At 70.9% G+C, this 24,931-nt stretch carries 24 protein-coding genes and 1 pseudogene; 12 read left to right on the forward strand and 13 right to left on the reverse strand.

Translation table 11 applies throughout. The features are described from left to right. On the forward strand, positions 1-720 hold the full coding sequence (gene hemQ, locus OG883_RS08805; protein WP_266537292.1) for a hydrogen peroxide-dependent heme synthase: 720 nt from the start codon (positions 1-3) through the stop codon (positions 718-720). Between the two features lie 57 nt (positions 721-777). Here hemQ and OG883_RS08810 read toward each other — a convergent pair whose 3' ends face one another. The 6 genes from OG883_RS08810 to OG883_RS08835 form a co-directional block, all read right to left on the reverse strand. Continuing rightward, positions 778-2,394, reverse strand: a complete 1,617-nt coding sequence (locus tag OG883_RS08810) for an alpha/beta hydrolase (protein ID WP_266537295.1) — start codon at positions 2,392-2,394, stop codon at positions 778-780. Between the two features lie 103 nt (positions 2,395-2,497). Beyond that, complete coding sequence (locus tag OG883_RS08815) at positions 2,498-3,274, reverse strand: TIGR04222 domain-containing membrane protein (protein ID WP_266537298.1); 777 nt, start codon at positions 3,272-3,274, stop codon at positions 2,498-2,500. Positions 3,275-3,509: 235 nt separating this feature from the next. After that, complete coding sequence (locus OG883_RS08820; protein ID WP_266537301.1) at positions 3,510-4,487, reverse strand: TIGR04222 domain-containing membrane protein; 978 nt, start codon at positions 4,485-4,487, stop codon at positions 3,510-3,512. A 5-nt stretch (positions 4,488-4,492) separates the two neighbouring features. Then, entirely contained in the window at positions 4,493-6,157 is a 1,665-nt protein-coding gene (locus OG883_RS08825; protein ID WP_266537304.1) for a DUF692 domain-containing protein, read from the reverse strand. A 119-nt stretch (positions 6,158-6,276) separates the two neighbouring features. Beyond that, entirely contained in the window at positions 6,277-7,038 is a 762-nt protein-coding gene (locus OG883_RS08830) for a DUF4142 domain-containing protein (protein ID WP_266537307.1), read from the reverse strand. Positions 7,039-7,147: 109 nt separating this feature from the next. Then, positions 7,148-7,864, reverse strand: coding sequence for an aminoacyl-tRNA hydrolase (locus OG883_RS08835; RefSeq protein ID WP_266537310.1), 717 nt, complete (start codon positions 7,862-7,864; stop codon positions 7,148-7,150). A 71-nt stretch (positions 7,865-7,935) separates the two neighbouring features. On the opposite strand from OG883_RS08835, the gene OG883_RS08840 reads away from it, so the two are divergent. From OG883_RS08840 to OG883_RS08855, 4 genes are all read left to right on the forward strand, one after another. Continuing rightward, positions 7,936-8,613, forward strand: a complete 678-nt coding sequence (locus OG883_RS08840) for an AIM24 family protein (RefSeq protein WP_266537312.1) — start codon at positions 7,936-7,938, stop codon at positions 8,611-8,613. 44 nt (positions 8,614-8,657) lie between these two features. Then, positions 8,658-9,515, forward strand: coding sequence for an ATP-binding cassette domain-containing protein (locus OG883_RS08845; protein WP_266537315.1), 858 nt, complete (start codon positions 8,658-8,660; stop codon positions 9,513-9,515). Continuing rightward, on the forward strand, positions 9,512-10,195 hold the full coding sequence (locus tag OG883_RS08850; protein ID WP_266537318.1) for an ABC transporter: 684 nt from the start codon (positions 9,512-9,514) through the stop codon (positions 10,193-10,195). Before OG883_RS08845 ends, OG883_RS08850 begins: the two co-directional genes overlap by 4 nt. Positions 10,196-10,303: 108 nt before the next feature. After that, positions 10,304-10,495, forward strand: coding sequence for a hypothetical protein (locus tag OG883_RS08855; protein ID WP_266537319.1), 192 nt, complete (start codon positions 10,304-10,306; stop codon positions 10,493-10,495). A gap of 28 nt (positions 10,496-10,523) precedes the next feature. On the opposite strand, the gene OG883_RS08860 is transcribed toward OG883_RS08855, so the two are convergent. Beyond that, positions 10,524-11,396 carry a polysaccharide deacetylase family protein gene (locus OG883_RS08860; RefSeq protein ID WP_266541363.1) on the reverse strand — a complete coding sequence of 291 codons (873 nt, stop codon included), beginning with the start codon at positions 11,394-11,396 and terminating at the stop codon, positions 10,524-10,526. A gap of 214 nt (positions 11,397-11,610) precedes the next feature. Between OG883_RS08860 and OG883_RS08865 the strand changes: the two genes are divergently transcribed. Next, entirely contained in the window at positions 11,611-12,939 is a 1,329-nt protein-coding gene (locus OG883_RS08865; protein ID WP_266537322.1) for a S1 family peptidase, read from the forward strand. Between the two features lie 95 nt (positions 12,940-13,034). On the opposite strand, the gene OG883_RS08870 is transcribed toward OG883_RS08865, so the two are convergent. Further along, positions 13,035-13,532, reverse strand: coding sequence for a MarR family winged helix-turn-helix transcriptional regulator (locus tag OG883_RS08870; protein ID WP_266537325.1), 498 nt, complete (start codon positions 13,530-13,532; stop codon positions 13,035-13,037). Positions 13,533-13,631: 99 nt separating this feature from the next. Here OG883_RS08870 and OG883_RS08875 point away from each other — a divergent pair, with 99 nt between their 5' ends. Further along, a complete protein-coding gene (locus OG883_RS08875; RefSeq protein ID WP_266541366.1) occupies positions 13,632-14,045 on the forward strand; it encodes an organic hydroperoxide resistance protein in 414 nt (137 codons plus the stop codon). A gap of 83 nt (positions 14,046-14,128) precedes the next feature. On the opposite strand, the gene OG883_RS08880 is transcribed toward OG883_RS08875, so the two are convergent. Beyond that, the gene (locus OG883_RS08880; protein WP_266537328.1) at positions 14,129-14,713 is read right to left on the reverse strand and encodes a hypothetical protein; all 585 of its coding nucleotides are present in this window, start codon (positions 14,711-14,713) and stop codon (positions 14,129-14,131) included. Positions 14,714-15,229: 516 nt separating this feature from the next. Between OG883_RS08880 and OG883_RS08885 the strand changes: the two genes are divergently transcribed. Then, positions 15,230-15,979, forward strand: coding sequence for an SDR family NAD(P)-dependent oxidoreductase (locus OG883_RS08885; protein WP_266537331.1), 750 nt, complete (start codon positions 15,230-15,232; stop codon positions 15,977-15,979). 1,292 nt (positions 15,980-17,271) lie between these two features. Here OG883_RS08885 and OG883_RS08890 read toward each other — a convergent pair. The 3 genes and pseudogenes from OG883_RS08890 to zapE form a co-directional block, all read right to left on the reverse strand. Beyond that, the gene (locus tag OG883_RS08890; protein ID WP_266537333.1) at positions 17,272-18,630 is read right to left on the reverse strand and encodes an alkaline phosphatase PhoX; all 1,359 of its coding nucleotides are present in this window, start codon (positions 18,628-18,630) and stop codon (positions 17,272-17,274) included. Between the two features lie 111 nt (positions 18,631-18,741). After that, positions 18,742-19,167, reverse strand: a pseudogene (locus OG883_RS08895) (OsmC family protein). A 43-nt stretch (positions 19,168-19,210) separates the two neighbouring features. After that, entirely contained in the window at positions 19,211-20,320 is a 1,110-nt protein-coding gene (gene zapE / locus OG883_RS08900; RefSeq protein ID WP_266537336.1) for a cell division protein ZapE, read from the reverse strand. Between zapE and OG883_RS08905 the strand changes: the two genes are divergently transcribed. The 4 genes from OG883_RS08905 (at position 20,319) to msrB (ending at position 23,542) form a co-directional block, all read left to right on the forward strand. Continuing rightward, positions 20,319-21,104, forward strand: coding sequence for a pyrimidine reductase family protein (locus OG883_RS08905; RefSeq protein WP_266537340.1), 786 nt, complete (start codon positions 20,319-20,321; stop codon positions 21,102-21,104). The two genes, zapE and OG883_RS08905, sit on opposite strands and share 2 nt — an antisense overlap. A 106-nt stretch (positions 21,105-21,210) precedes the next feature. Next, positions 21,211-21,681 carry an indole-3-glycerol phosphate synthase gene (locus tag OG883_RS08910; protein WP_266537349.1) on the forward strand — a complete coding sequence of 157 codons (471 nt, stop codon included), beginning with the start codon at positions 21,211-21,213 and terminating at the stop codon, positions 21,679-21,681. A 44-nt stretch (positions 21,682-21,725) separates the two neighbouring features. Next, on the forward strand, positions 21,726-23,120 hold the full coding sequence (murC, locus tag OG883_RS08915) for a UDP-N-acetylmuramate--L-alanine ligase (protein WP_266537352.1): 1,395 nt from the start codon (positions 21,726-21,728) through the stop codon (positions 23,118-23,120). A gap of 14 nt (positions 23,121-23,134) precedes the next feature. Then, positions 23,135-23,542 carry a peptide-methionine (R)-S-oxide reductase MsrB gene (gene msrB / locus OG883_RS08920; protein WP_266537355.1) on the forward strand — a complete coding sequence of 136 codons (408 nt, stop codon included), beginning with the start codon at positions 23,135-23,137 and terminating at the stop codon, positions 23,540-23,542. A gap of 64 nt (positions 23,543-23,606) precedes the next feature. Here the strand turns inward: msrB and OG883_RS08925 are convergent, their stop codons facing one another. Next, a complete protein-coding gene (locus OG883_RS08925) occupies positions 23,607-24,872 on the reverse strand; it encodes a DUF1266 domain-containing protein (protein WP_266537357.1) in 1,266 nt (421 codons plus the stop codon). Positions 24,873-24,931: the final 59 nt, after the last annotated feature.

The raw sequence follows: 24,931 nt of genomic DNA on the forward strand, positions 1-24,931 counted from the left end.
ATGACTGCACCGGAAAAGACTCCCAACGCGGGGAAGAAGGCGAAGGACCTCAACGAGGTCATCCGCTACACCCTGTGGTCCGTCTTCAAGCTGCGCGATGTGCTCCCCGAGGACACGTCCCGCGCCGGTTACGCCGACGAGGTCCAGGAGCTGTTCGACCAGCTCGCCGCCAAGGACATCACCGTCCGCGGCACATACGACGTGTCCGGGCTGCGCGCCGACGCGGACGTCATGATCTGGTGGCACGCGGAGACCGCGGACGAGCTCCAGGAGGCGTACAACCTCTTCCGGCGCACCAAGCTGGGCCGCGCGCTCGAGCCGGTCTGGTCGAACATGGCGCTGCACCGCCCCGCCGAGTTCAACAAGTCGCACGTCCCGGCCTTCCTGGCCGACGAGACGCCGCGCAACTACGTCAGCGTCTACCCCTTCGTCCGCTCCTACGACTGGTACCTGCTGCCCGACGAGGACCGCCGCCGGATGCTCGCCGACCACGGCAAGATGGCCCGCGGCTACCCGGACGTGCGCGCCAACACGGTCGCGTCGTTCTCCCTCGGTGACTACGAGTGGGTGCTGGCCTTCGAGGCCGACGAGCTGTACCGGATCGTCGACCTGATGCGTCACCTGCGCGCCTCCGAGGCCCGTCTGCACGTCCGCGAAGAGGTCCCGTTCTACACGGGCCGCCGCAAGTCCGTCGCCGAGCTGGTGGCCGGGCTCGCCTGAAAGCATGGTGGCCGGGTCCGCTCCTGGAGCGGACCCGGCCATCCCTGACCCGGAAGATCAGACGGTGAGCGGCGGCTTCGGCTGTGCCGCCCACCGGTCCAGCGACACCGGGTCCGGCTCCGGGTGCGGCGCGCATTCAGCGCGCCGCACCGGCGTCTTACCGTGCAGCAGGTAGTTCTCCAGGTGAGCGTTGACGCAGTCATTGCTGCCGCCGCCGATACCGTGCGTGCCGGCGTCCCGCTCCGTGATCAGTACGGACCCCTGCAGCCGCCGCGAAAGCTCCCGCGCACCCTCGTACGGTGTCGCCGCGTCCCGCTCGGCCGCCAGGATCAGCGTCGGAGGCAGCGCGCCCTTCTTCGTACGGACGTCCAGCGGCTGCTGCCGCGGCGCGAGCCAGTAGGCGCACGGCAGATTCATCCAGGCGTTGTCCCAGGTCTCGAAGGGCGCCAGGCGCGCGAGGTCGCTGTTGTCGCGGTCCCACACCGCCCAGTCCGTCGGCCAGGGGGCGTCGTTGCACATGACGGCGGTGTAGACGGCGTTGCCGTTCTCCGACTCCCGCGCCTGTCCGGGCTTCGGCGCCGCCTGGTCGATCAGCGGCTTGGCGTTGCCCTTCAGATACTCCGAGAGCGCGGTGGCCCGGGGCGGCCAGACGCCGTCGTAGTAACCGGCGCTCAGGAACGCCGCGTGCAGCTGGCCGGGACCGACCCTGCCGCCCGCCGGCTCGGCGGCGAGGCGGGCGCGCACCTGCTCGTAGCTGTGGGAGACCTCCTCGGGCGTGGCACCCAGGTGGTACGTCGCGTCGTGCTTGGCGACCCAGGCGCGGAAGTCCCCCCAGCGGCTCTCGAAGGCGAGCGACTGGTCGAGGTTGTTGCGGTACCAGACCTGGTGCTCCGCCGGGTTGACCGCCGAGTCGAAGACCATCCGGCGCACATGAGAGGGGAAGAGGGTCGCGTACAGCGCGCCGAAGTAGGTGCCGTACGAGGCGCCCATGAAGGTCAGTTGCTGCTCGCCGAGCGCCGCACGCAGCACCTCCAGGTCCCGGGCGTTGTTGAGGGACGTGTAGTGGCGCAGCGCTGGTCCCGCGTTGCGCGCGCAGCCCTGGGCGTATGCCTGCGCCCGGGCGATCCGCTCCCTCTTGTACGAGGGGGAGGGGTGACTGGGGGCGAGGGTGGGCGCCTTGGTGAAGTCGTCCGGGTCCTGGCAGGAGAGCGGGGCGGAGCGGCCGACGCCGCGCGGGGAGTAGCCCACGATGTCGTACGCCCGGGCGATCCGCTTCCACTTGGCGCGCGTGGCGATCAGCGGGAAGTCCATGCTGGAGGCGCCGGGCCCCCCGGGGTTGTAGACCAGCGCGCCCTGGCGCTCGGCCGGCTTGCCGCTCGCACGTACGCGGCTGACGGTCAGGGTGATCCGGCGGCCCGAGGGGGCGGCGTAGTCGAGCGGGACCTCGACCGTGCCGCACTGGACGGGGGCGGGCAGCATCTCGGCCTTGGGGCAGCGGCCGAAGGTGATGCCCGCGGCGGCGGCGCGCCCGGCGGCGAGGGCCGTGCCGTGGAACTCGGCGCTCGCGGTGGCCGTAGTGGTGGCGGTCGCGCCGTCGGCCGGGGCGACCGCAAATGTGGTCAGGACCAAGGAACTGAGGCTGGCCACCGCCCCGTACTTCGCAACTGCTCTCATCGCGTTCCCTTCGTGCGGACGGCGGCGGCCGTGCGGCCACAACACGAAAGGGATCCTTGGCGGGGCACCTGATGATGTAAAGCACCACTGTGCGGTGTCGGGGTCAATGACTCCGATGCGCCATTCGGCCGCCGGTGAGTGCCGCGCGCAGGGCCGGATCGTCGAGCGCGCCGACTCCCTGGACGGCCACCGCGGTCAGCAGCGCGCGCTCGTCACCGTCGCTCCTCGGGGAGAGCGAGCCGAGCAGCCGCTGACCGTCGGGCGAGGCCCAGCGGGTGTACGGATACACCTCGATCCGCGCGATGGCCAGACAGCCCAGGGTGAGCAGCAGCGGAAGCGCGAACCAGGCGATCACCAGGACCGTGGAGCCCTGCTCCTGAGGGAGCATCAGCAACGTGGCCGCCGCCAGCGCCAGGGTCAGCGCGGCCGCGCCCTGCACGGCACGCACGGCGGAGGCGACATGTGACCTGGCGGCGTCGGGGACGGCGAGTCCGGCGCCGACAAGACGGTCGGCCAGGGCGCGTACGGCATCGGCGGCGGACGCGGCGGCCCGCACCGCCGCTGTACGGGCCTGACCCGCGGGCCCTATCGCGCCGAGGACCGAGCGCTCGAGATCGTCCTCGCCCTCCGGGTCGACGACCGTGGTCCAGCCGGTGTGCGCGAGCAGCAGTGTGCGGCGGCGGTGCATCGAGACGAGCGTGAGCTCGGCGACCCGCTGCGGGCCGCCGGCCAGGAAAGCGGCCTCGTACAGGCTCAACTGCCGCTCCAGCCCCGGGCCTTCGGGTGCGGGACGAGCGGCTTCGACGGCGGCGAGGCAGAGCCGGGCGCAGGTGATCCCCGCCACGGCCCAGGCGACCAGAAGGAATAGGACCCAGAGCATGGCCGAGTTGTACGCGAGGTGTCCTCGAGTGCGCCACGGGTTGTTCACCATGTGGACCGGGGGGTTATTGGTTCGTGACACCGGGGCGTGGGCGTGAGACCGCAGGTGGCAGTGGGAAGTCAGGGTGTTGCGGGTGCTGTTGCGGACCCCGGCGATCAGGCAGAAGGCCCGGGGCTGTGGGGGAAGTGCGTGACGGGACGGGACGGTTGCGGCCCGGCCCGGCCCGGCGCGTACGTCAGGAACTGCTGCTGCCACCGCTGGACGAACCTCCGCAGCTGGATCCGCCACCGGAGGAGCCGCCGCAACTCGAGCCCCCGCCCCCGCCCCCGCCGGAGGACCCGCCGCAGCTGGAGCTGCCGCAGCCGGATCCCGGGTTCGACCCCGCGCACCACACGGCCACGGAGCCGGCGTACGAAGCCGAGTAATCGCCGCTGCCGCTACCGCTGCCGCCGCCGGCCCTGGGCATCCGGGCAGCCGCGGTCAACTGCGCCTGGAGCGCCGGATCCGGCAGTCCGGGCAGACCGTGCAGCGCGACCAGTTGGGCGGGCGCGTACGCCTGCGCGTACTGGGCCCGGTACGCGCGCAGCGCGTCAAGGCCGGCCGGGCTGATCCGGCGGCGGGCGCGTCCCGCCACGGTGAAGCCGGTCACGATGCCGCCGATCAGCGCGGGCAGCACCACCACGATGAAGGGGAGACCTCCTTCGTACGGTCCCTCATCCATGAAGGTGTTGACGGTGATGAAGAAGGCGACGGGGAGAGACAGCAGGCCAAGCATGCCCTGGGTGGTGGCCCACCCCGTCAGCGCCCGGTTCTGTCCGGGCGGCACCATCAGCCCGCGCGCCGCGAGGCCATGGCCGATCTCCTGCACGGCGGGTCCGCGCATCACCTCGAGCCGGAGCGTGTGCAGGGCGCCCGTGGGCGCGACGGCCAGCTGCTCGAACACCGCACGCTCCACGGGGTCATGGGCGACCGAGTGCCGTACGGACACGATTCCGGGGCCGCCGATGGCCAGCCGGCCGTCCGCGTGCAGGGCGGCGAGCGCGGCGTCCACGACCCTGGCCGGTCCGCCGGCGAGGAACGCGGCCTCGTAGACGTCGTGGATACGGCCGGGAGCCGAGCCCTGGTGGGCGCGCCCGGCGATGGACAGCCGGATGATCAGCAGCACGGAGGAGGTGCCGACGGCGAGGTAGACGAGTACGGCAAGAACGGTCATTCTGCTCACCTCCGGACGAGAGCGGCGCGGGCCGCGCGTACGAAACGAGTGGCCCTGCCGGGCGGATGCGGAGTGGCGCGCTCCTCCCACCAACGGGTGAGCCGGCGGCGGGCGCTGTCTTCCTCGGGGCGGCCGGCGATCAGCAGATGCTCGGCGAAGTCGAGGGCGTCACGGCGGTAGCCGGCCTGCATGGGGCGGGACTTGGCGTACGCGAGGAACGCGGAGCGGTAACCGGCGCCGAGGATCTCGGGCAGCTCCGGCGCGACCTTGCCGACGACATCGGCGCGCTTGGCCGCGAGAGCGTGACTCTGCACCCGCAGCCGTCGTGAGTCGAAGCCCTCCGGGACGGGGGTCCCGGCAACGAGTGCGGAAAGCAGGGCGGCCTGCGCAAGGCCGACCCGCTCTCGCATGGCGAGGGTGTCGGTGGGGCTCCCCTGCCCCGCTCCTTCCCGGAGCTGGGCACAGGCCTTCGGACCCCCGTCGGCGGCGGGGGCTTCACCGCGCGACGACGCGGTTGTGGGGGTGGGGGGCAGGGCCACGAGGCCGTCCCCGGCACGGGCTTGGCCGTGCTCGCGAACAGCCTGACCTGCTGCGGCCGGGCTCGACGGGGCGCCGACGGCGACCGACACCGGGACGCGCCCGGCGGCGCCCGGCGCCCCGGTCGCCGGGCTCGTGCCGCGCGGGCGCACGTCTGTGCCGCGGGATGCGGCGGATGCTGCGCGGGTGGGTGCGGCCGACAGCTTGGGGGTCGGTGCCGCGTCTGTGACGTTGGGTGCGGCGGGCGTCGTTCGCGTGCGTGCCGTGCCCGGACCCGCGGCGCCGTCGCGCGCGGATGACCGGCCCTGCCCGGCCGCGGCCGCCAGCGTCGCGCGGATCGTCGTCAGTTCCGCCTCGAGCTCCGCCGGCGGCGGGAAGTCGTCGTCCCTTTCCAGCAGGACGCCCGGCGGGGACACCCGGGAGCGGAGTTCCGTCAGAACGTCCAGGACCGGCCGGGTGACCGGGTGGGCGTGGGTGTCGTGCCAGACGCCGTCGCGTTCGACGCCGCCCGCGACATGGACGTACGCGATCGCCTCGACCGGGAGTTCGTCGAGCGCCTTGGCCGGGTCCTCGCCGCGGTTGACGTGGTTCGTGTGGAGGTTGGCCACGTCGATCAGCAGGCGTACGCCCGTCCGCTCGACCAGCTCCGCGAGGAACTGGCCTTCCGTGAGCTCCTCGTCCGGCCAGGAGATCAGCGCCGCGATGTTCTCCAGGGCGAGCGGCACCGGCAGCAGGTCCTGGGCGATGCGGACGTTCTCGCAGAGCACCTTCAGCGCGTCCCAGGTGCGGGGCACGGGCAGCAGATGGCCCGCCTCCAACTGAGGGGACGCCGTGAGGATGCCACCGGCCCGTACGAACGCGATGTGCTCGGTCACCAGCGGCGCGTCCAGCGCCGTCGCCCGCTCCGCCAGGTCCGCGAGGCGCGCCTCGGACGGGCGGTCCGCGCCACCCAGGCCCAGCGAGACGCCGTGCGGGATGATCCGGGTTCCGCGCGAGCGCAGGCGGGTCAGCGCGGCGGGCAGATGGCCCGGGCAGATGTTCTCCGCGACGACCTCGACCCAGTCGACGCCCGGCAGCCGTTCCACCGCGTCCGCGATCTCCGGCCGCCAGCCGATTCCGATACCGAGTTCCATGGCCCCCTCCTCTGCGCCGACGTATGACGGTGCGTGCAGAGCTCATGGCCCCGCCGGACGGCGGTGAACCCAGAGGAGGGGACGTTCAGAGGTTGATTTGAGGTTCCCGGGACCCTCGGTTACGGACGGTTGGTATTGATTGCTGTCGGTGCCCCCGGCTGCGGGGTCGGCCGCGAGGTGAACTTCGCGTCACCCGTCGGCGTCGCCGGCGGAGGTGACGGCGGCAGGTTGCCGTCCGGGGGCGGCGGTCCCGACGGGCTGGCCGTCGCTCCGCCCGCCGCCTCGTTGGCGATGCTGTCGAAGTCCACCATTCCAGTGGCTTCCAGCATGGTGATGTGGTCCAGGACCGTCTGGTTGGCGTCGGTCGCCAGCTGCCGTATCAGCATGTTGCGGGTGGTGTGCCGGACCTCGGCGACCAGCGCGAAGACCTTGCCGTGGGCGTTGCGGAGCAGGTTCGCGAACTTCCGGTCGTACTCCTGTCCGCTCGCCGCGGACAGCTCCTGCAGCCAGCCCTGCTGAAGCTCGGTCGGCTGGTTCGGCAGCTCCACGCCGAGCTTGGCCGCCACATCGCGCGCCCGCTTGTCGAGGTCCGTGTGGCCGACGACGAGATGGTCGCCGGCGTCCTTGATGGCCTGACTCGGCGCACGCTCGATGGCCTGCTGTCCGGCGGGCAGCTCCCAGAGCCCAGCCAGCCGGACCTTCACCAGGAAATCGCGGTCAGTGGCCGAAAGTGGCCCCCACTGCGTCGCGACGCTCGAGGCGTTGAGGTTGTCCTGACCTGTTCCGGAACGATCCGCGTATGACCACACAGGGAACGCGAGAGCACCGACCGTGACGACCAGAGCCGCGATGATGAGTGCTGATCCGTTGATGCGCCGCAACAATGTGCCTCCAGAGCCGATGCGTTACACGGCAAACCAACCGCCGGGCTGAGCCAGCGCTCAACCTACTTGGCGGTATGGAGAAATACGTAATGAGGGCCCCCGGCGTTCAGCCGCGCAGCGACGGATGGTCCGCGACCACCGTGCAGGAGCCCGGAGCGATCTCCGTGAACCCCGCGTCGCGCACCACGGGCAGGCCGCTGACCGCGAGTTTCGGCCAGTCCGCGGCTGCCGCCGTGCGGACGGAGAGCGGGAAGCCGGCCTCGCGCCACGCCTTGCGGTCCGCCTCCGTCAGCTCCCACCAGGCCAGTTGCGCGCCGTGCCCGGCCTGCGCCATCGCCTTGCCGGCCGACATGTCCAGCTGAGGGCTCAGCCAGAGCACGGGCGCCGTGCGGGCGGGCGCGGCGGGCGGCTCGGGGTCCTCCAGGTCGGTGCCGGAGACCTGGAGCTTGGCCAGCTCCTTCGGCCAGCCGTCCAGCGGGACGGGCGGGAAGACCCGTACCTCCGCCGCCTCGCCCGTGACCGTGATGCCGGGCAGCGTCGAGGCCTTGCGCCACTCCGCGCCGCGCGCCCGCCGCACCACCTTGCGGATACGCGCGTCCTGCCAGTCCCGCATCGCCTGCGCCCACTCGCCGTCGTCCAGAGACCGCTCGTCGCCGAGCATGGTGAGCACGGCGCGGGCCGCCGTCTCCAGAGCGTCGGTACGGGCCGGGGGTTCGGCCTTCTCGATGTGTACCACCAGCGGCAGGACGAACTGCGGGGCCTGGTCGCGGGAGGTGCTCGCGTGCCGGAAGGGACTGTCGGGGCGGGATTCTTCGCTGCTCACCGGTCCAGTCTGCCAGCCCTGCTTTCCGGGGTTGTTGGCGGAATGCATTCCTCCGGGCCACGATGCACCCCATGAAGAGCGATCTTTTCTCAGCGGAGAACATGGCGCAGCAGGCCTCCGTGCCGGGGATGACCCTGCAGAACGCCAAGTCGATCAAGTACGCCGTCAACGGGGAGATGCACGCACGGCAGGGGGCGATGATCGCCTTCCGCGGAAATCTCCAGTTCGAGCGCAAGGGCCAGGGCATAGGCGGCATGCTCAAGCGCGCCGTCACGGGCGAGGGCCTGCCGGTGATGGCGGTGCGCGGCCAGGGTGAGGCCTGGTTCGCGCACGAGGCGGCCAACTGCTTCATCGTCGACATCGAACAGGGCGACGCACTCACCATCAACGGCCGCAACGTTCTCTGTTTCGACGCCACGCTCTCGTACGAGATCAAGACGGTGAAGGGCGCCGGTATGACCGGCGGCGGCATCTTCAACAGTGTCTTCACCGGGTACGGCAAGCTCGGTGTCATCTGCGAGGGCACCCCCATAGTGATACCCGTGACGGCGCAGCAGCCGGTGTTCGCCGACACGGACGCGGTCGTCGGCTGGAGCGCGCAGCTGCACACCTCGCTGCACCGCTCGCAGTCGTTCGGTTCGATGATCCGCGGCGGCTCGGGCGAGGCCGTTCAGCTCAAGCTGGAGGGCGAGGGGTTCGTGATCGTACGGCCCAGCGAGCTCACCCCGCAGAAGGCGACGCAGAACTGAAACTCCAAGGAGTCGGCCGCCGTTACGGCCTCGGCGGACCGTGGGTGCTGCGCGGGGTCGATCTCGAACTGCGCGCAAGCGCCCTGGTTCGCGTCGAGGGGACGAACGGCAGCGGTAAGTCGACACTGTTGCGGCTGCTCGCCGGGATCGACGCACCGACCGAGGGGCGGATCACCGGCCGGCCGCGTACGGCCTATGTCCCCGAGCGTTTCCCGGCCGCGCTGCCGTTCACGGCGACCGGCTATCTGACGCACCTGGGGCGGATCCAGGGGCTGAGCCGTCGGACGGCCCAGGCGCGGGCCACCGAGTGGCTGGAGCGCTTCGGGGCCGCCGGCCACGCCCGTACGCCGCTGGCCGAACTGTCCAAGGGCACCAGCCAGAAGGTGGCGGTGGCGCAGGCGCTGCTCGCGGAGCCGGAGCTGCTGGTGCTCGACGAGGCGTGGACGGGCCTGGACACGGTGGCGCGCGAGGAGTTCGACCGGGCGGTCGCGGAACGGGTCACGGCCGGGGCGACGGTCGTCTTCGTCGACCACGACCCCCGCCGACTGGCCGGGGCGGTGGATGCGGCCTACGCGGTGGACGGCGGCGCGCTGGTGCGCAGCGCGGGCGCGACCGGCGCGAGCCTTGCCACCGGCGCGAGCGGCGACGCGGCCGAACAGGGCCCGCGGGTAAGGATCGTGGCGGCCGGACCACCCGGCGCACCGGTGCCCGCCGGGCTGCCGGGCGCTCCCGCGCACGAGGCAGGACCGGACGGCAGCACGCTGCTGACGGTGGCGGCGGTGTACTCCGACGCGCTGCTCACCGCACTGCTCACGTCCCGACCGCCGTGGCACATCCGCCAGTTGAGAGAGACCGAAGCCGCCACAACGACGAGCACCACGACGAGGCACGCCACTCCATGACCGCACTCTTCGGCTACCAGACCGCCCTGCTGCTGCGCTCGCAGCGCTGGCTGCCGCCCGTCCTGCTGTACGGGATCTTCCTCGTCGTCGGCATCCAGTCCGGGCAGCCCGTGCTGGACTCGCTCGGCTACGCGGCCGCCGCGCTGCTGCCGGTCACGGCCTGGCTGGTACGGGTCTGCGCCAACCAGGAGCCCTTGGCCGCCCGCAGCATCACAGCCGCCGCGACCAGTCCGCCGCGTGTGCATCTGGCGTCCCTGCTCGCCGCCGTGGCGTGCGCCGGTGCGGTGGGCGCGGCGGGAACGATGTTCGTCGCCCTGATCAGCCGGGCGAAGAGCGCGGACGGCCAGGTGGAGATCCCGCTGCTCCCGGCGATCGCCGCCGGGCTGATCGCCGCCGCGGTCTGTCTGCTGACCGGCGCGGCGGTCGGCGCGCTGTGCACCAGGCCGCTGCTGCACGGCCGGGGCTGGTCGATGTCGGTCACGGCACTCTGCGCGCTGCTGGCCCTGGTGACCAGCGGCTCGCCCGCAAAGTACGCCGTGACCGGGCTGGTCACCGGTTCGCGGACCGGGTCGGTGCAGCCGGCCGTGCTGCCGCTGGTCGCCGCCGTGCTGATCGCGGGCGCGGCGACGGCGGCGGTCTGCACCCTCAGCTCGTTCCGGACGGCGGACGGCGCGAGCTAGACGCGAGGTTGCGGGCCTGACGAGGAGGCGCGAGCCGGACGCGGGCGGTGCGAGCCTGACGCGGGCGGTGCGAGCCTGACGAGGACCGCGCGAGCTAGAGTCGTACGTATGGACGAGCCGTACTGCGAGACGCCGACCCCCGCGTCCGCGGCGGCCGCAGGCCACCCCGGAACGGGCGGCCCGTTTGCCGAATGCGTGCTGTGCCGGAAGCCCACCGAGTACCCGGAGTCGGTGAAGGGCGCGACGCTGTGTCCTGTCTGTGAGTGGCAGGAGGCCCAGCGGACAGCGTGCTCCGGGTAGCCCTGCCTGCCCGGTCCGCCGGCCCCGGCTAGCCCCGCCCTCCCCGTTCTGTCGGCGCCCCCCGCATCAGCTCGGAGACCTTCACGAAGCGGTAGCCGCGCTCGCGCAGCTCGGGGACGATCTGCGTGATCGCTTCCTCCGTGACCGGGGCGGCGCTGCGGGTGCAGTGCATCACCACCACGGACCCCGGCTGCACCTCCGCGAGCACCTGCTGGGCGACCGCGTCCGCGTCCGTAGTGAATGCGTCGCCGCTGATGACGTCCCACTGGACCGCGGTCATCTTGGCAGGAGCGATCTCCCGCAGTGCCGTGTCGTTGTAACAGCCGCCGGGGAAGCGGAAGTACGGCACCACATTGCGCGCCCCGGCCTTCCTGAACGCGGTGAAGGCCCGGTCGACGTCGGCCCGCATGTCGTTCCTGCCGATCGTGGGCAGGTCGTAGCAGGGGGACGTGAAGGCGTAATGGCTGTAGGAGTGATTGGCGATCTCGAAGAGCGGGTCGTTGCCGATCGCCTTCGTCTGGTCCGGGTACTCCTCGGCCCAGCGGCCGGTCATGAAGACCGTCGAGGGGACGTTCAGCCTCCGCAGCGAGGAGATCAGCGCAGGGTTGTCGAAACGCTCGCCCTCCGCCGCCCGCGGTCCCTGATCGGCCGTCATGTCGGCGTCGAAGGTGAGCGCGACGGTCTTCTCCGCCTTCGCGGCCGCCGCCGGCCTGAGCCCGCGCTCGAAGACGGGCGTCAGCCCTCCGGGCCCGGGCGCCATGGTGGGGGCCTTCTTCGCGATCCCGTCGAGCGGATTCCCGGGCTGTGGTGAGGCGGCGCCGGTCCTGTCGGGTGAGGCCTTGTCAGGGGCACTGCCGCTCCCGCAGCCGACGAGTACGGCTCCCATGACGGTCACGGCCATCAGTCTTCGTACGAAAATGGTCACTGACGGAAAATATATGATCAATCCGATAATCGACGTTTGTGGCACTCCGGCGTTCGGGTTACGCGTCGTCAGGAACTGATTTTCATAAGGGAATGAACACACCTTGCGCCTCGGCCGTATCAAGTGGCGGACGCGTCCCCCCGGTTCCGTCGGCAACCGGGCTCCGTAACCCCCCGCAGGAGGCGACGAGTTGAGTCACAGGCGAATACCCAAGCGAACGGCCGTTCTTGCAGGCGCAGGGGCGGTGGGCATTGCTGCAGCAGCCATTCTGCTGCCCCACGCCAACGCCTCGCAGGACGGTTCCGAGGCGGCCCAGGCCCCCAGAACGATGAGCGCCGCATCGGCGGCAGAGCTTGTCGCCCAGCTGGGCAAGCAGCTCGGCGAGGCATACGGCGGGGCGTACTACGACGCCGAGAAGCAGCAGGTCGTCGTCAACGTCGTCGGCAACAGCAACAACGTCATTGTCGACGTCAAAAAGGCCGGCGCCGTGCCGAGGAGTGTCCAGAACAGCTTCGGCGAACTGAAGGCTGCCACGAACACACTGGCCCAGCAGGCCACCATTCCGGGAACGGCGTGGGCCGTCGACCCGAAGTCCAATCAGCTCCTGGTCACGGCGGACCGCACGGTCACCGGTGACCGGTGGAACAAGCTCGAGGCGGCAGTGGGTTCACTGGGCTCGGGCATGGCCCGGGTGCAGAAGTCGGAAGGCGAGTTCAAGCCCTTCCTCGAAGGCGGCGACGCCATCTTCGGCGGCGGCTCGCGCTGCTCCCTCGGCTTCAACGTGACCACTCAGGACGGCAGCCCCGGCTTCCTGACCGCGGGCCACTGCGGTGTCGCAGCCGAGCAGTGGTCGGAGGAGGCGAACGGAGCGCCCATCGGTACGGTCCAGGAGGCGACGTTCCCCGGTGACGGTGACTTCGCACTTGTGACGTACGACGACCCGGCCGTCGAGGCCCCGAGCGCGGTCGACACGGGTAACGGGCAGATCCTGCAGATCACCCAGGCGGCCGACGCGGCGGTCGGCCAGGAGGTGTTCCGTATGGGCAGCACCACCGGCCTGAAGGACGGTGCGGTCACCGGACTCAACGCCACGGTGAACTACCCGGAAGGCACCGTCACCGGGCTCATCCAGACCGATGTCTGCGCGGAGCCCGGCGACAGCGGCGGTGCCCTCTTCACGCAGGACGGAAGCGCGGTCGGCCTCACCTCCGGCGGCAGCGGAGACTGCACCGTGGGCGGCGAGACGTTCTTCCAGCCCGTGACGACCGCGCTGGCCGCGGTCGGCGCCCAGATCGGCGCGGGTGGCAACGGCGGCGGCGCGGCGGACAACGGCGGTGCCGGTGACGCGGGTAACGCGGGCGCGGGTGACGGCGGAGATGCCGAGGACATCGGCGGTGCCGGTGACGCGGGTAACGCGGGCGCGGGCGATGCGGGTAACGCGGGCGCGGGCGACGCCGGAGATGCGGGCGCCGGTAACGCGGGCGACGCGGGAGGGGGCCAGGTCGGTCAGACCGGCTGACGCGCGGTCGGGCAACCAGGGGTAAAGGGAGGAGGACCCCGGGCATCGGCAGATGCCCGGGGTCGCCTGCGTTGTCAGGCGTCAGGCATCCGACGTCAGCCGTCGGTGGTTGCGCAGTCGGCGGCGTCCAGGTCGGCCGTGTCCAAGGTGGCGGTCAGAGCGTCCAGGCCGGCGCGCAGCTCCCGGATCTGGTCCAGTGACATGCCGGTCGCCGCTGCGATCCTGCGCGGTACGCCCAGTGCCTTCTCGCGGAGCGCGGCGCCCTCGGCGGTGGGCCGGGCGGTGACGGAGCGCTCGTCCTCGGGGCTGCGCCTGCGTTCCACGTAGCCCGCCGACTCCAGCCGCTTGAGCAGGGGTGACAGGGTGCCCGAGTCCAGGCGCAGATGCTCACCGATCCGCTTGACCGGCAGCTCGCCGTGCTCCCAGAGCACCAGCATCACCAGGTACTGCGGGTAGGTGAGGGCCAGGTCCTTCAGTGCCGCGCGGTAGACGCCGTTGAAGGCGCGGGACGCCGCGTGCAGCGAGAAGCAGATCTGGTGGTCCAGACGCAGGAAGTCCTCGTCGGGCACGGTGGTCGGCGTCGTCTTCTCCATGGAGCCAGCGTATACCTGCGCATCACTTGGTTGTGTGCAATTGAATTGTGTGCTGTACTTGCGTCATCGGTTCCCCACGGACGAAGAGGTATGCAACTCATGGACGCGCTCTACACCGCTGTCGCCACCGCCAACGGCCGCGAAGACCGTGCCGTCAGCTCCGACGGTCACATCGACCTGCCGCTCGCCTTCCCTCAGGCGCTGGGCGGCAACGGGCAGGGAACCAACCCCGAGCAGCTCTTCGCCGCCGGTTACGCCGCCTGCTTCGCCAGCGCGATGGGCGCCATCGGCCGACAGGAGAAGATCGACGTCAAGGACGCCTCGGTGACCGCCGAGGTCAGCATCGGCAAGGACACCGACGGCGGTTTCGGCCTCTCCGTGATCATGCGGGTCGAGCTGCCCGACCACCTGCAGGGCGAGGCGGGCCGTGACCTCCTCGAGAAGACCCACGCCTACTGCCCCTACTCCAAGGCCACCCGGGGCAACCTCCCGGTCGAGCTCGTCATCGAGTAGCCCGGGACGGGTGTCCGGGGCGTCCCCTGTCCGCCGGTGCGGGGATGACCCGGCACTCTCTCGGGTGGGGGTGACCGGGACGCTCAGCCGACTGCGTCGCGTTGCGCCTTGACGATCCGCGGGAAGGTCTTCACGTCGCCGGCTTTCCTGCTGATGGCATAACGCTGGGCTTTGGCGCCGGGGCCCACCTTGTCGAAGCCGACCACGACGGAGTCGAGTGTCTTGCCCTGTTCATCGACGAAGTCGACCTGCACCGAGTAGAACGCCGTTTCGTTCGTGCTGTTGGTGACCGTGACGAGGGCAGCACGCAGCCCGTCCGTCTGCGCGGTCGGTACACCCCTCTGGCCCACGTCCGCCATGGCGTTGCCCTGGCCACTCGCGTCGCGCAGAGCCGCGGACGCGGATGCCTGAACGCGAGCGGTTTCCGCATTCGCCGAAGCCTCGAACTCCTCCGATGTTCTCGGCTGCGGGGCGGATCTGGTCGGACTCGGCGATGGGTGAGTGGTGCTTTCGTCCTCTCCGCACGCGGTCAGGCCGGTGACCAGCAGCGTCGCCAGGAAGGCTGGTGCTGCCCGCTTTGCGAGCCCGCCGGGCTCGACGCGGCGAGTGCGGAAGTACGTCACGATGCCTCCGGTCTGCGGTGCCGGCCGCAGTGTGCGCTGAGGCATGGGCAGGGGGAGTGGGCGGCGGGAGCGGCCGGGAGGCCCTCGCGCGCGGCGGCGTCGGGTGAGTCGCACTTCCATACCGTGAGGGTGGCCACGGCAACCTCCGTAGAGCGGGACGAACGAGACTCTCGGGGGCAAAAGTATTCCAATCTCCCTCATGCCGCTCGTCAATGCGGCTGGACGCCGACCGGTCCGTGCCGAGACGGGCGCGGATCGACGCCGGGGCCCAACGGGACCGGTCCGCGGTGGACGCGGATCTGCGCAAGGCTCCGGACGGGTTGACCTTCTCCACCGGGCCGGACGAGTGGCAGGTCCGCGCAGCGGCGTCGATGCTCGGCCACAGAGTGGCACAAGCCGAGGACTGGCCACAGGCGGTGCGTGGGCGACGAAGTGTCCCTGCCGCTTGTCCCTGCCGCATCCGGCAGGGACGGTGTGTCGATTTCCGGTGGGCAGCTGCGACGTCTCTGATGAAAGCCGGGTCACCGGAGCGTTCACCCTGAGGAAGGGACGTGGCTGGAGATGTTGCTGGAGAACAAAGTGGCTGTGCTGTACGGGGCGGGCGGGCCGATCGGCGCTGCGGTGGCGGGTGCGTTCGCCCGCGAGGGGGCGCGGGTTTTTCTTAGCGGGCGCACCAAGCCGAAGCTCGACGAACTCGCTGACACGATCCGCTCGCAAGGCGGCGTGGCGGAGGCCACCGTCGTCGACGCCCTGGACGAGCGTGCTGTGGGCGAGTATGTCGACGCCATCGCCTCGCAGACCGGGCAGATCGATATTTCGTTCAACGTCATCGGGTACGGAGGCGTCCAGCAACCGCTGGCCGAGATCTCGGTGGCAGACTTCCTGCAGCCGATCGCAAACGCCATGCGGTCACAGTTCCTGACGACCAGGGCTGCGGCGCGGCACATGACCCCACGCGGGTCGGGGGTGATCCTGGCGTTCGGCGGGGGCGGTCCGCAGACGCAGCCCGGACTGGGCGGCTTCAAGATCGCTCTCGACGCGATCGAGGGGCTGCGCCGCCAGTGGGCGTGCGAACTCGGCCCGTACGGCATCCGCGTGGTCACTCTGAAAACGGGGGGCGTGCCCGAGTGCCTCCCCGAGGGGTTCGCAGGGCGCGACGAGATCACGGCAGGGATTCAGCAGGCAACGCTGTTGAACCGGACCGCGACCCTGGGAGATGTGGGCAGCGTGGCCGCGTTCGTTGCCTCGGACCAGGCCCGCACGCTGACATCCACTGACGTGAACATCTCCTGCGGCGCCATCGTGGATTAGCGGGCCGGGCGGGAAGACCTGGCGTTCACCCCGCCGCGCCGCATCACAGGATCCGTCTGTCGGCACCTCACCTCCCGGCGATCGTGCCACCGCCCGCCCCGCTTCGGCGCAGGTCCGGCCGCAATGGCCCCGTCCGTTCCCTGAGCGCGCCGGTGATCGGCACGCCCGTGGCGCTCGGCGTGGGACTGATCGTGGGCGAGATGCTGACGCTGGTGGTAGGGCTTGCGGAAGGTGGCGTCGTCGGCGAGGCCGAAGGGCTGGGGCCGCCACTGGAGGGGCGGGGGGTCGGCCTGGCCTTCACCGGCGGGCTGGTGGTGGCCGGGGGAGCCTGGGAAGCCGGTGATTCCCGTTCAGTGGCCGTCTCGCGAGGGCGCGGAGTCATACCAGTGCTCCGGTCCCGGACGCCGCCTCTGGCCGGGCGCGTGTCCGGACGTTCCGGTGAACGTGAGGCTGTCGGTGATGTGGTGACGTCGGCGGGGGACTGGTCGGGGGATGCCCGTTCCGGGCTCGGCCCTGCCTTTGGGGCGCCGGCGGAGTGCTGGGGCACCAGCGATGCGGCGGCCAGGCCGCCGAGCACGGAGAGGGCGGCCGAGGTGAGAGTCCGACGGCCGTGCTTCTTCAGCCAGGTGGGGCAGCGGCGCCCGACTGCGGGCACGTCGGCTGCGGGCACCTCGGCCGAGGGAGCGGGGGGCGCGGAAGGGGCGGCGGACTCGAAGGAGTCCGGTCCCTCGCTGAAGAGGACCTCCAGCACAGCCGTGTCGACTGCCGGAGCATCGCTGCTCCGATCGCTCGGCGGTGCCATGCCGGAGTCGTACGCCCCGCACTCCGGGCACGTCACGGCATCGTTGAGGGCGCGGCGGCAGGGGTAGCAGTAGTTCATGGGCTCGCCGCTCAGTGTGTGGGTCGCTGGAAGGAACCGTGGCCGGCCGGGCAGGCCGGGCAGCAGCCGGCCGGAAGGCGGCGCTCGCTGTCTTTCGGAAGGATCCTCGGCATGTGCGAACCTCACTCACTCACCGGTCTGCAGGCGGGCACCGGTTACCGAGGTCAACGGGCCTGAGTGAGTCGGCGTTCAATCAGCGGCCGAAACGTGGGGCACGCAACTCCCGGGGTTGTGTGGCTGGTCACCCGGCGTGCCCGCTTCGGAATCCGGGCCGACAGCCACGGCTTTCTTCGAGTCGACTGCGTTCGCCCCCTGGGGCTGCACCTCCTCTTCGGCGCGGTACGACGGCGGAGGAGACCCGGCGCCCACGGGGCCGGGGCGGCATGCCGCCCCGGCCGCATGACTCAGCCCGTCAGCACCACGGCCCGGTGACCGCGAATGTCGTCCCGGGTACATAGCAGTTGACGTACATCGTCTCGCCGTCCGGCGAGAAGGTCACGCCCGCGAACTCGCCCCACTCCGGCTCCTCGGGTGTGCCGATGTTCTGGGCGTTCCGTGCCATGGGGTAGACCTCGCCGCGCTTGGTCAGCCCGTACACATGCTGCGTGCCGCCGCCGTCCTCGCAGACCATCAGGCCGCCGCTGGGCGCGAGGCAGATGTTGTCCGGGGACTCGCCGGGCAGCTGGATGTCCGTGCTCGGACCGAAGACGATCACGAGCGTGAGTCGCCGCCGGTGCGGCTCGTACTTCCACACCTGCCCGAAGTGGTCGGCCGCCGAGCCCTCCGCGCTGTGCGCGAAGCTGGAGACGAAGTAGACCGAACTCCCGCCCCAGTAGCAGCCCTCCAGCTTCTGGGCATGGGTGATGCCCTTCGGGCCGAAGTCCTGCAGCCGGATGGGGGTTTGCCTGGCCTGACTGTCCGGTACGGGCACCCACTCGATCCGGTCGAAGCTCGCGCCGGTCTCCTGGATCGCCGAGAGGTCGGGCACGCCCGGCACCCGCATCGCCTCCAGGACCCCGCCCGCGCGCAGGGAGCCCGTGCCGCCCCCCGGCTTGTTCGGCAGGAAGCGGTAGAAGAGCCCGAACGGCCTGTCGAACGCGTCCTCCGTCTCGTACACGATCCCGCTCTTCGGGTCGACGGCGATCGCCTCGTGCTGGAAGCGGCCCATCGCGGTCAGCGGTACGGCTCCGGTACGGTGCGGATCCGCGCCGTCGACCTCGAAGATGAAGCCGTGGTCCTTGGTGTAGCCGTTGGTGCCGGCCCTGTCCTCGTTCTCCTCGCAGGTGAGCCAGGTGCCCCAGGGCGTCGGCCCGCCCGCGCAGTTCACGGCCGTACCGGCGATGGCGACGCGCTCGGACAGGACGTTGCCCCGGCCGTCGAGCTCCAGGGCCGTACAGCCGCCCTTGGCCATCGGGTCGTAGGTGAGGCCCTCCACGACCGGCACGCCGATCCTGCCGTTGTGGCGGTTCTCGTGGTTGCGGACGAGATGGACGCGGCCGCGGCGGCCCGCGAAGGCAGCCATGCCGTCATGGTTGCCGGGGACCTTGCCCTCGCCCGAGCGCAGTGGCTCGCCCTCCCGGGAGAGGACCCGGTAGCGGAAACCTTTCGGCAGGTCGAGCAGTCCGGCGGGGTCGGGGACGAGCGGGCCGTACCCGCTGTGGCCGCGGGCGGCGGCAGTGCCCGCGAAGAGTTCGGAGAACGCGCCGGTGAACGCGATTCCCGCGCCCAACGCACCCGTACGGGCGAGAACTTGACGTCGTGTCGCAGACATGAGGCAACTCCCTGCTGGCGGACAGGAGATGTGACGTGACCCGCACGTGTGTATCACGCAGATAGGTGACACGTGAACCGTACGGGCCACTGTGCCTCAGGGGTTTCTGGGTCAGGCGAGCGACGCGGTGAGCGTGATGCTCGTACCGGTGAGGGCCTGGCTGACGGGGCAGTTCGCCTTCGCGTCCTCGGCCGCCTTGACGAAGCCGGCCTCGTCGAGACCGGGGACGTCGCCCTGGACGGTGAGGTGGATGTCGGTGATGCCCGTGCCCGGCTGGAAGGTCACCTCGGCCTGGGTGTTCAGCCTGGTCGGCGGGTTGCCGGCCTGGGCGAGCCCGTGCGAGAGAGCCATGGAGAAGCAGCTGGAGTGGGCGGCGGCGATCAGCTCTTCGGGGCTGGTCTTGCCGTTCGCCTGCTCGGCGCGCGACGGCCAGGACACGGCGTAGTCGCCGATGCCCGAGGAATCGAAGGTCACGGTGCCCGTGCCCTCGGTGAGGTTGCCCTACCAGATCGTGTGCGCCTGACGCTTGGTGGCCATGATGCGTTCCCTTCTGACGGAAAGATGGGTTACGCCCATGAACCTACTGGTCCACCAGGCCCTTTGCGTCCCGCGCCAGGGCGGTGAGCCGGGAGATCGCCCGGAAATACTTCTTGCGGTAGCCGCCGTTCAGCATTTCGTCGCTGAACAGACGGTCGAAGGGCAGGCCGGAGGCGAGCACCGGCACCTCCCGGTCGTACAGCCGGTCGGCGAGTACCACCAGCCGCAGCGCCGTCGACTGGTCGGGGACGGGCCGGACGTCGGTGAGGCAGACCGCGCGCAGTCCGTCGGTGAGCGCCCCGTACCGGCTCGGGTGCACCTTCGCGAGATGCTCCAGCAGCCCGGGGAAGTCGTCGAGGGACGCACCCTCGGTGGCGTACGCGGCCTTGGTGACCTGCTCGTCGGCGTACGGAGGAGGGGCCTCGGGGAGCCCGCGGTGCCGGTAGTCCTCGCCGTCGATCCGCAGCGGGCGGAAGCGCGCGGACAGTCCCTGGATCTCGCGGAGGAAGTCGGCTGCCGCGAAGCGGCCCTCACCGAGCTTGCCGGGCAGCGTGTTGGAGGTGGCCGCCAGCGCGACGCCGGCGTCGACGAGCCGTCCGAGCAGCGTCGATACGAGGACGGTGTCGCCCGGGTCGTCCAGTTCGAATTCGTCGATGCAGAGCAGCCGGTGTCCGCTCAGTGTCTGCACGGTCTGCTGGAAGCCGAGGGCGCCCACCAGATTCGTCAGCTCCACGAAGGTGCCGAAGGCCTTGAGCGTCGGCTCCGCCGGGGTGGCGTGCCAGAGAGAGGCGAGCAGGTGCGTCTTGCCGACGCCGTAGCCGCCGTCGAGATAGACGCCGCGCGGGCCGGTGGGGGCGGCGGGCTTCTTCGCGAACCAGCGGCGCTTGGCGGCTCCGGTGGCGTGCGCCCCGCCCAGGCCCGCCGCGAAGGAGCTCAGGACCGTGACGGCCTCGCTCTGGCTGGGCTGGTTCGGATCGGGGACGTATGTATCGAAGCGCACCGCGTCGAAGCGGGGCGGCGGCACCATCTCCGCGACCAGCCGGTCGGCGGGGACATGCGGCTCGCGGGCGCAGAGGGAGAGTGGGGCCGCTTCGGTTATGGCACTGGTCGACACAGTTCCCCACTGTAAGGGGCGTGCCAGACTGCACAGCATGCGACGCCTGTTCCCTGTGACCGACCAGACAGTTCAGACAGCAGACGAGCCGGACCGGAGCGCCGACCACGAGTGGTCCCTGGACGAGCTGGCCGACGCCTATGCCTACCCGGCCGTGGACGGACCGTGGCTGCGGGCCAACATGGTCTCCTCGCTGGACGGGGCGGCCCAGCACGAGGGCCGCTCACAGCCGATCTCCTCCGACACGGACATGCGGATCTTCGGCACGCTGCGGGGCCTGGCCGACGTGGTAGTGGTGGGCGCGGAAACGGTACGGCTGGAGGGGTACCGCCCCGCCCGCGCCCGGGAGGCCTTCGCGGACCGGCGGGCCGCGGCCGGGCAGGGGCCCGCGCCCGCGATCGCCGTGGTCAGCGCCTCGCTGGAGCTGGACTTCTCGCTCCCGCTGTTCGCCGAGCCGCTTGTCCCGACACTGGTACTGACGGGGGCGGCGGCGTCCCCGGACCGTATCCGTGAGGCCGAGAAGGCGGGCGCGGAGGTGGTGATCGCCGGGGACGGTCCCGGGGTGGAGCCGGCCAAGGCCGTGCGCGCCTTGGCGGAGCGGGGCCTGGTGCGCCAGCTCACCGAGGGCGGGCCGCGGATGCTGGGTCAGTTCGTGGCGGCCGGGGTACTCGACGAGCTGTGTCTGACCGTGTCGCCGACGCTGACGGTGGGGGATGCGCAGCGGATCGCGGGCGGGCCCTCGCTGAGCATTCCCGAGCGCTTCGCCCTGGCGTCCGTGCTGGAGGAGGCGGGGTTCCTCTTCACCCGCTACCGTCGCATCTGACAATCGGTGGAATTTGTCGCTCCGGTTAGCCTCCGCCGGGCACACTTACTCTCGCAGACCCCGTGCGGCCACGGGGAAGGATGGTTTCCGCAGAAGGGCTCCTGACGTGTTCACAAGCGTAATGATGATCGAGAAGCCCCTGACGTCGGAAGACGTGGAATTCGTCACGAGCCTGCACGGGGACGAGGCCGTGTCCTTCGTCGTGCTGATGCAGCCTCGCGGTGATCAGGCCGATGTGCTGCTGCGGGCCATCGACGACGTCGCACTCGGCGAACTGAAGGAAGCCGTCCGCGAGGGCGACAAGCCCGAGGGGAAGGACGCCGAGGCCCCCGCCAGGCTCGCCCTGGAGCACTCACTGGCCGCCTTGCGGGCGGCGGGCTGCCAGGCCGTGGGCGAGGTCGTCGAGAAGCACCCGCTGGACAAGCTGACGGCCGTGGTGGACGAGTCGGGCGCCGACGAGGTGATCGTGCTGACCGAGCCGCATTATGTGGAGGAGTTCTTCCACCGGGACTGGGCCTCCAGAGCCCGCCACAAGGTCGGCGTACCGGTGCTCAAGCTCTTCGCGCACAGCGAATAGGCTGGGCGCTCGCACGTACTCGTACATCTTGGGGAGACATACGCATGGCACCCGCCATCCCTAGCGCCATGGAACGCCCGCACTTCATCGGCATCGGCGGCGCCGGAATGTCGGGCATCGCGAAGATCCTCGCCCAGCGCGGCGCGAAGGTCGCGGGCAGCGACGCGAAGGAGTCGGTGACGGCGGAGTCCCTGCGCGGGCTCGGCGCCACCGTCCACATCGGGCACGCGGCCGAGCACCTGGCCCCGGACGCCACCTGCGTCGTCGTCTCCAGCGCGATCCGCGCCGACAACCCGGAGCTGGCGCGCGCCGCCGAGCTGTCCGTCCCGGTCGTCCACCGTTCCGACGCGCTGGCCTCCCTGATGACCGGCCTGCGCTCGATCGCCGTCGCGGGCACCCATGGCAAGACCACCACGACCTCGATGCTGGCCGTGGCCCTGACCGAGCTCGGCCTCGACCCCTCGTACGCGATCGGCGGCGACCTCGCCGGGCCCGGCACCAACGCGCGGCACGGCAAGGGCGACATCTTCGTCGCCGAGGCCGACGAGAGCGACCGCAGCTTCCAGAAGTACGACCCCGAGGTCGCGATCATCCTCAACGTGGAGCTCGACCACCACGCCAACTACGCCTCGATGGACGAGATCTACGACTCCTTCGAGACCTTCGTCGGCAAGGTCGTGCCGGGCGGCACGCTGGTGATCTCCGCGGACCAGCCCGGGGCCGTCGAGCTCACGTCCCGTATCCGCGACCTGTCCACGCTCAAGGTCGTCACCTACGGCGAGTCCGAGTCGGCCGACGTCCGCGTCCACAAGGTCACGCCGCGCGGCCTCACCAGCGAGGTCACCGTCCTGCTGAACGGCAAGTTCCTGACCTTCGGCGTCTCGGTGCCCGGCAGCCACTACGCGCACAACGCCGTGGCCGCCCTCGCCGCCGGCGTCGCCCTCGGCATCCCGGCGCACAACCTCGCCTCGGCGATCGGCAAGTACACCGGCGTCAAGCGCCGCCTCCAGCTCAAGGGCGAGGCCGCCGGCGTCCAGGTCATCGACTCCTACGCCCACCACCCGACCGAGATGACGGCCGACCTCGAGGCGATGCGCGGCGCGGCGGCCGACGCCCGGCTGCTCGTCGTCTTCCAGCCCCATCTCTTCTCCCGCACCCAGGAACTGGGCACGGAGATGGGCCAGGCCCTCGCGCTGGCGGACTCCTCGGTGGTCCTCGACATCTACCCGGCCCGCGAGGACCCGATCCCGGGCATCACCAGCGCCCTGATCATCGACGCGGCCCGCGCGGCCGGCGCCGAGGTCACGGCCGTCCACGACAGGACGACCGTCCCCGACGTCGTCGCGGGAATGGCCAAGCCCGGCGATCTTGTTCTCACCATGGGCGCGGGCGATGTCACGGACCTCGGCCCCGACATCCTGGCCCGCTTGTCGAACTGAGGGAGAGCCGATTCATGTCGTACGACGTCGAGAAGCCGGACGAGCAGTGGCGCGCGGAGCTGTCACCGGCGGAGTACCAGGTTCTGCGCCAGGCCGGCACCGAGCCCGCCTTCGTCGGTGAGTACACGGACACCAAGACGGCGGGCGTCTACTCCTGCCGTGCGTGCGGCGCGGAGCTGTTCCGGTCCGACACGAAGTTCGAGTCGCGCTGCGGCTGGCCGTCCTTCTACGACCCGAAGGACACGGACGCGGTCGAGCTGATCGAGGACCGCTCGCACGGCATGGCCCGCACGGAGGTGCGGTGCGCGCGGTGCGGGTCGCACCTCGGGCATGTCTTCGAGGGTGAGGGCTACCCGACACCGACCGATCAGCGGTACTGCATCAACTCGATCTCGCTGCGGCTCAGCCCCGACGAGGGCTGAGCGCTCCGCCAGGGCTGACCCCCGGGCCGGGACTGTGTCCCCGACGGGGGCTGAGCACCCTTCCTCAGCAGTGGAACGGGACGGTCAGCCAGGGGCTGTCCGGGTCCGTGGTGAGGGCCCGGTGTGCGTACAGGACGTCGGTGTACCACTCGCCGAACTCCTCCTCGTCGAAGTGGAGACACCGGCCGAGGATGTAGCCGGCGGAGAACTCCTCCCAGGAGCTGTACGCGGACCGGGCGGCGTCGCCGGCGCGCTCGACGGCCCGGTGCAGTTCCGCCTGGGTCGCATGGCGGGAGCCTCTGCCCCAGCGGGCCATCTTGGAGGCGCGGCCGATGTCCCAGGCCGCGACGGTGCGGACGAGGCCGTCGGGCGCAAGGAGTCCGTCGGCGCGGAAGCGGGCCTCGTACCGCAGCACCTTGCCCACCAGGTCCCGCAGGACGCCGACGAAGGCGTCCAGTTCGGCGTCGTCGCCCGGCCGGTGCGGGGTGTCGGGTCCGCCGCTTTTGCGGAGCTGATTGCGCAGGGTCACTTCCACGCACCGGCGCCAGAGTCCGGCATCCACGGGGGTGCCCTGCTCCCGGGCCAGTGAGTTCCGTGCGTCCAGGACGAAGTCCCAGTACCACGGGCTGACTTCGCGGCTCAGCAGCCGCTCCTGCATACCGAGCCAGTCGTCCCTGGTGCGTACGCCCCAGGACTCCTGGAGCCGCTCGACCTCACCGCTGTAGCCCGTGCCGTGCCAGTCGAGCGTGTTCCAGGCGTCGCCGTTGGCGAAGCAGAGGTGTGCGCCGCACGCCAGACCGTGCAGGAGCGGTCCGGGAGCGGGTGCCCCGGTGCGGCGGGTGTCGATGCGGTCGCCCAGCCGGGAGGGGCGGAAGTGGTCCCGGTGCAGGTCGGCCCAGACCTCCCGCTCGTCCTCGGTGGTGAGGAAGTACTGCTCGCACGGCGTCCTGCAGTTGACCACCAGCACATCGACATCATCGGGCCAGATCTGCGCGAGGGTGCCGAGAGTGACGAACTCGTACACCACATGCGGATGCGGGCGCGGCAGCAGCCCGGCGGTGTAGACCTGCGCCACCTTCCGTCCGTCGCCGGCGTCGACGGTGAGCAGCGGACGCTTCTGCGGATCGAGCGTGGCATCGGCCCGCGACACCGGTTGGTACACGCCCTCGACGGCGATGGCCCGCAGATAGGTATGGGCGTCGTCCGCCCGGGCCAGCTCGTACAGGTGCTCTTCCAGGTCGGCGGGCGCCTGCCAGGCGCTGCCGTCCTCCGGGTCGGGTATGTCGGGGAAGATCTCGTCGTGGTCGTCGTCCTCGGCTGCCGCCTGCACGATGGAAGTCCCCTCCAGACATGAAGATCGTCACCGCACGGTACCGGACGCCGGCATCG

The organism is Streptomyces sp. NBC_01142 (genome assembly GCF_026341125.1).
In the GTDB taxonomy this organism is placed as follows: Bacteria; Actinomycetota; Actinomycetes; order Streptomycetales; family Streptomycetaceae; genus Streptomyces.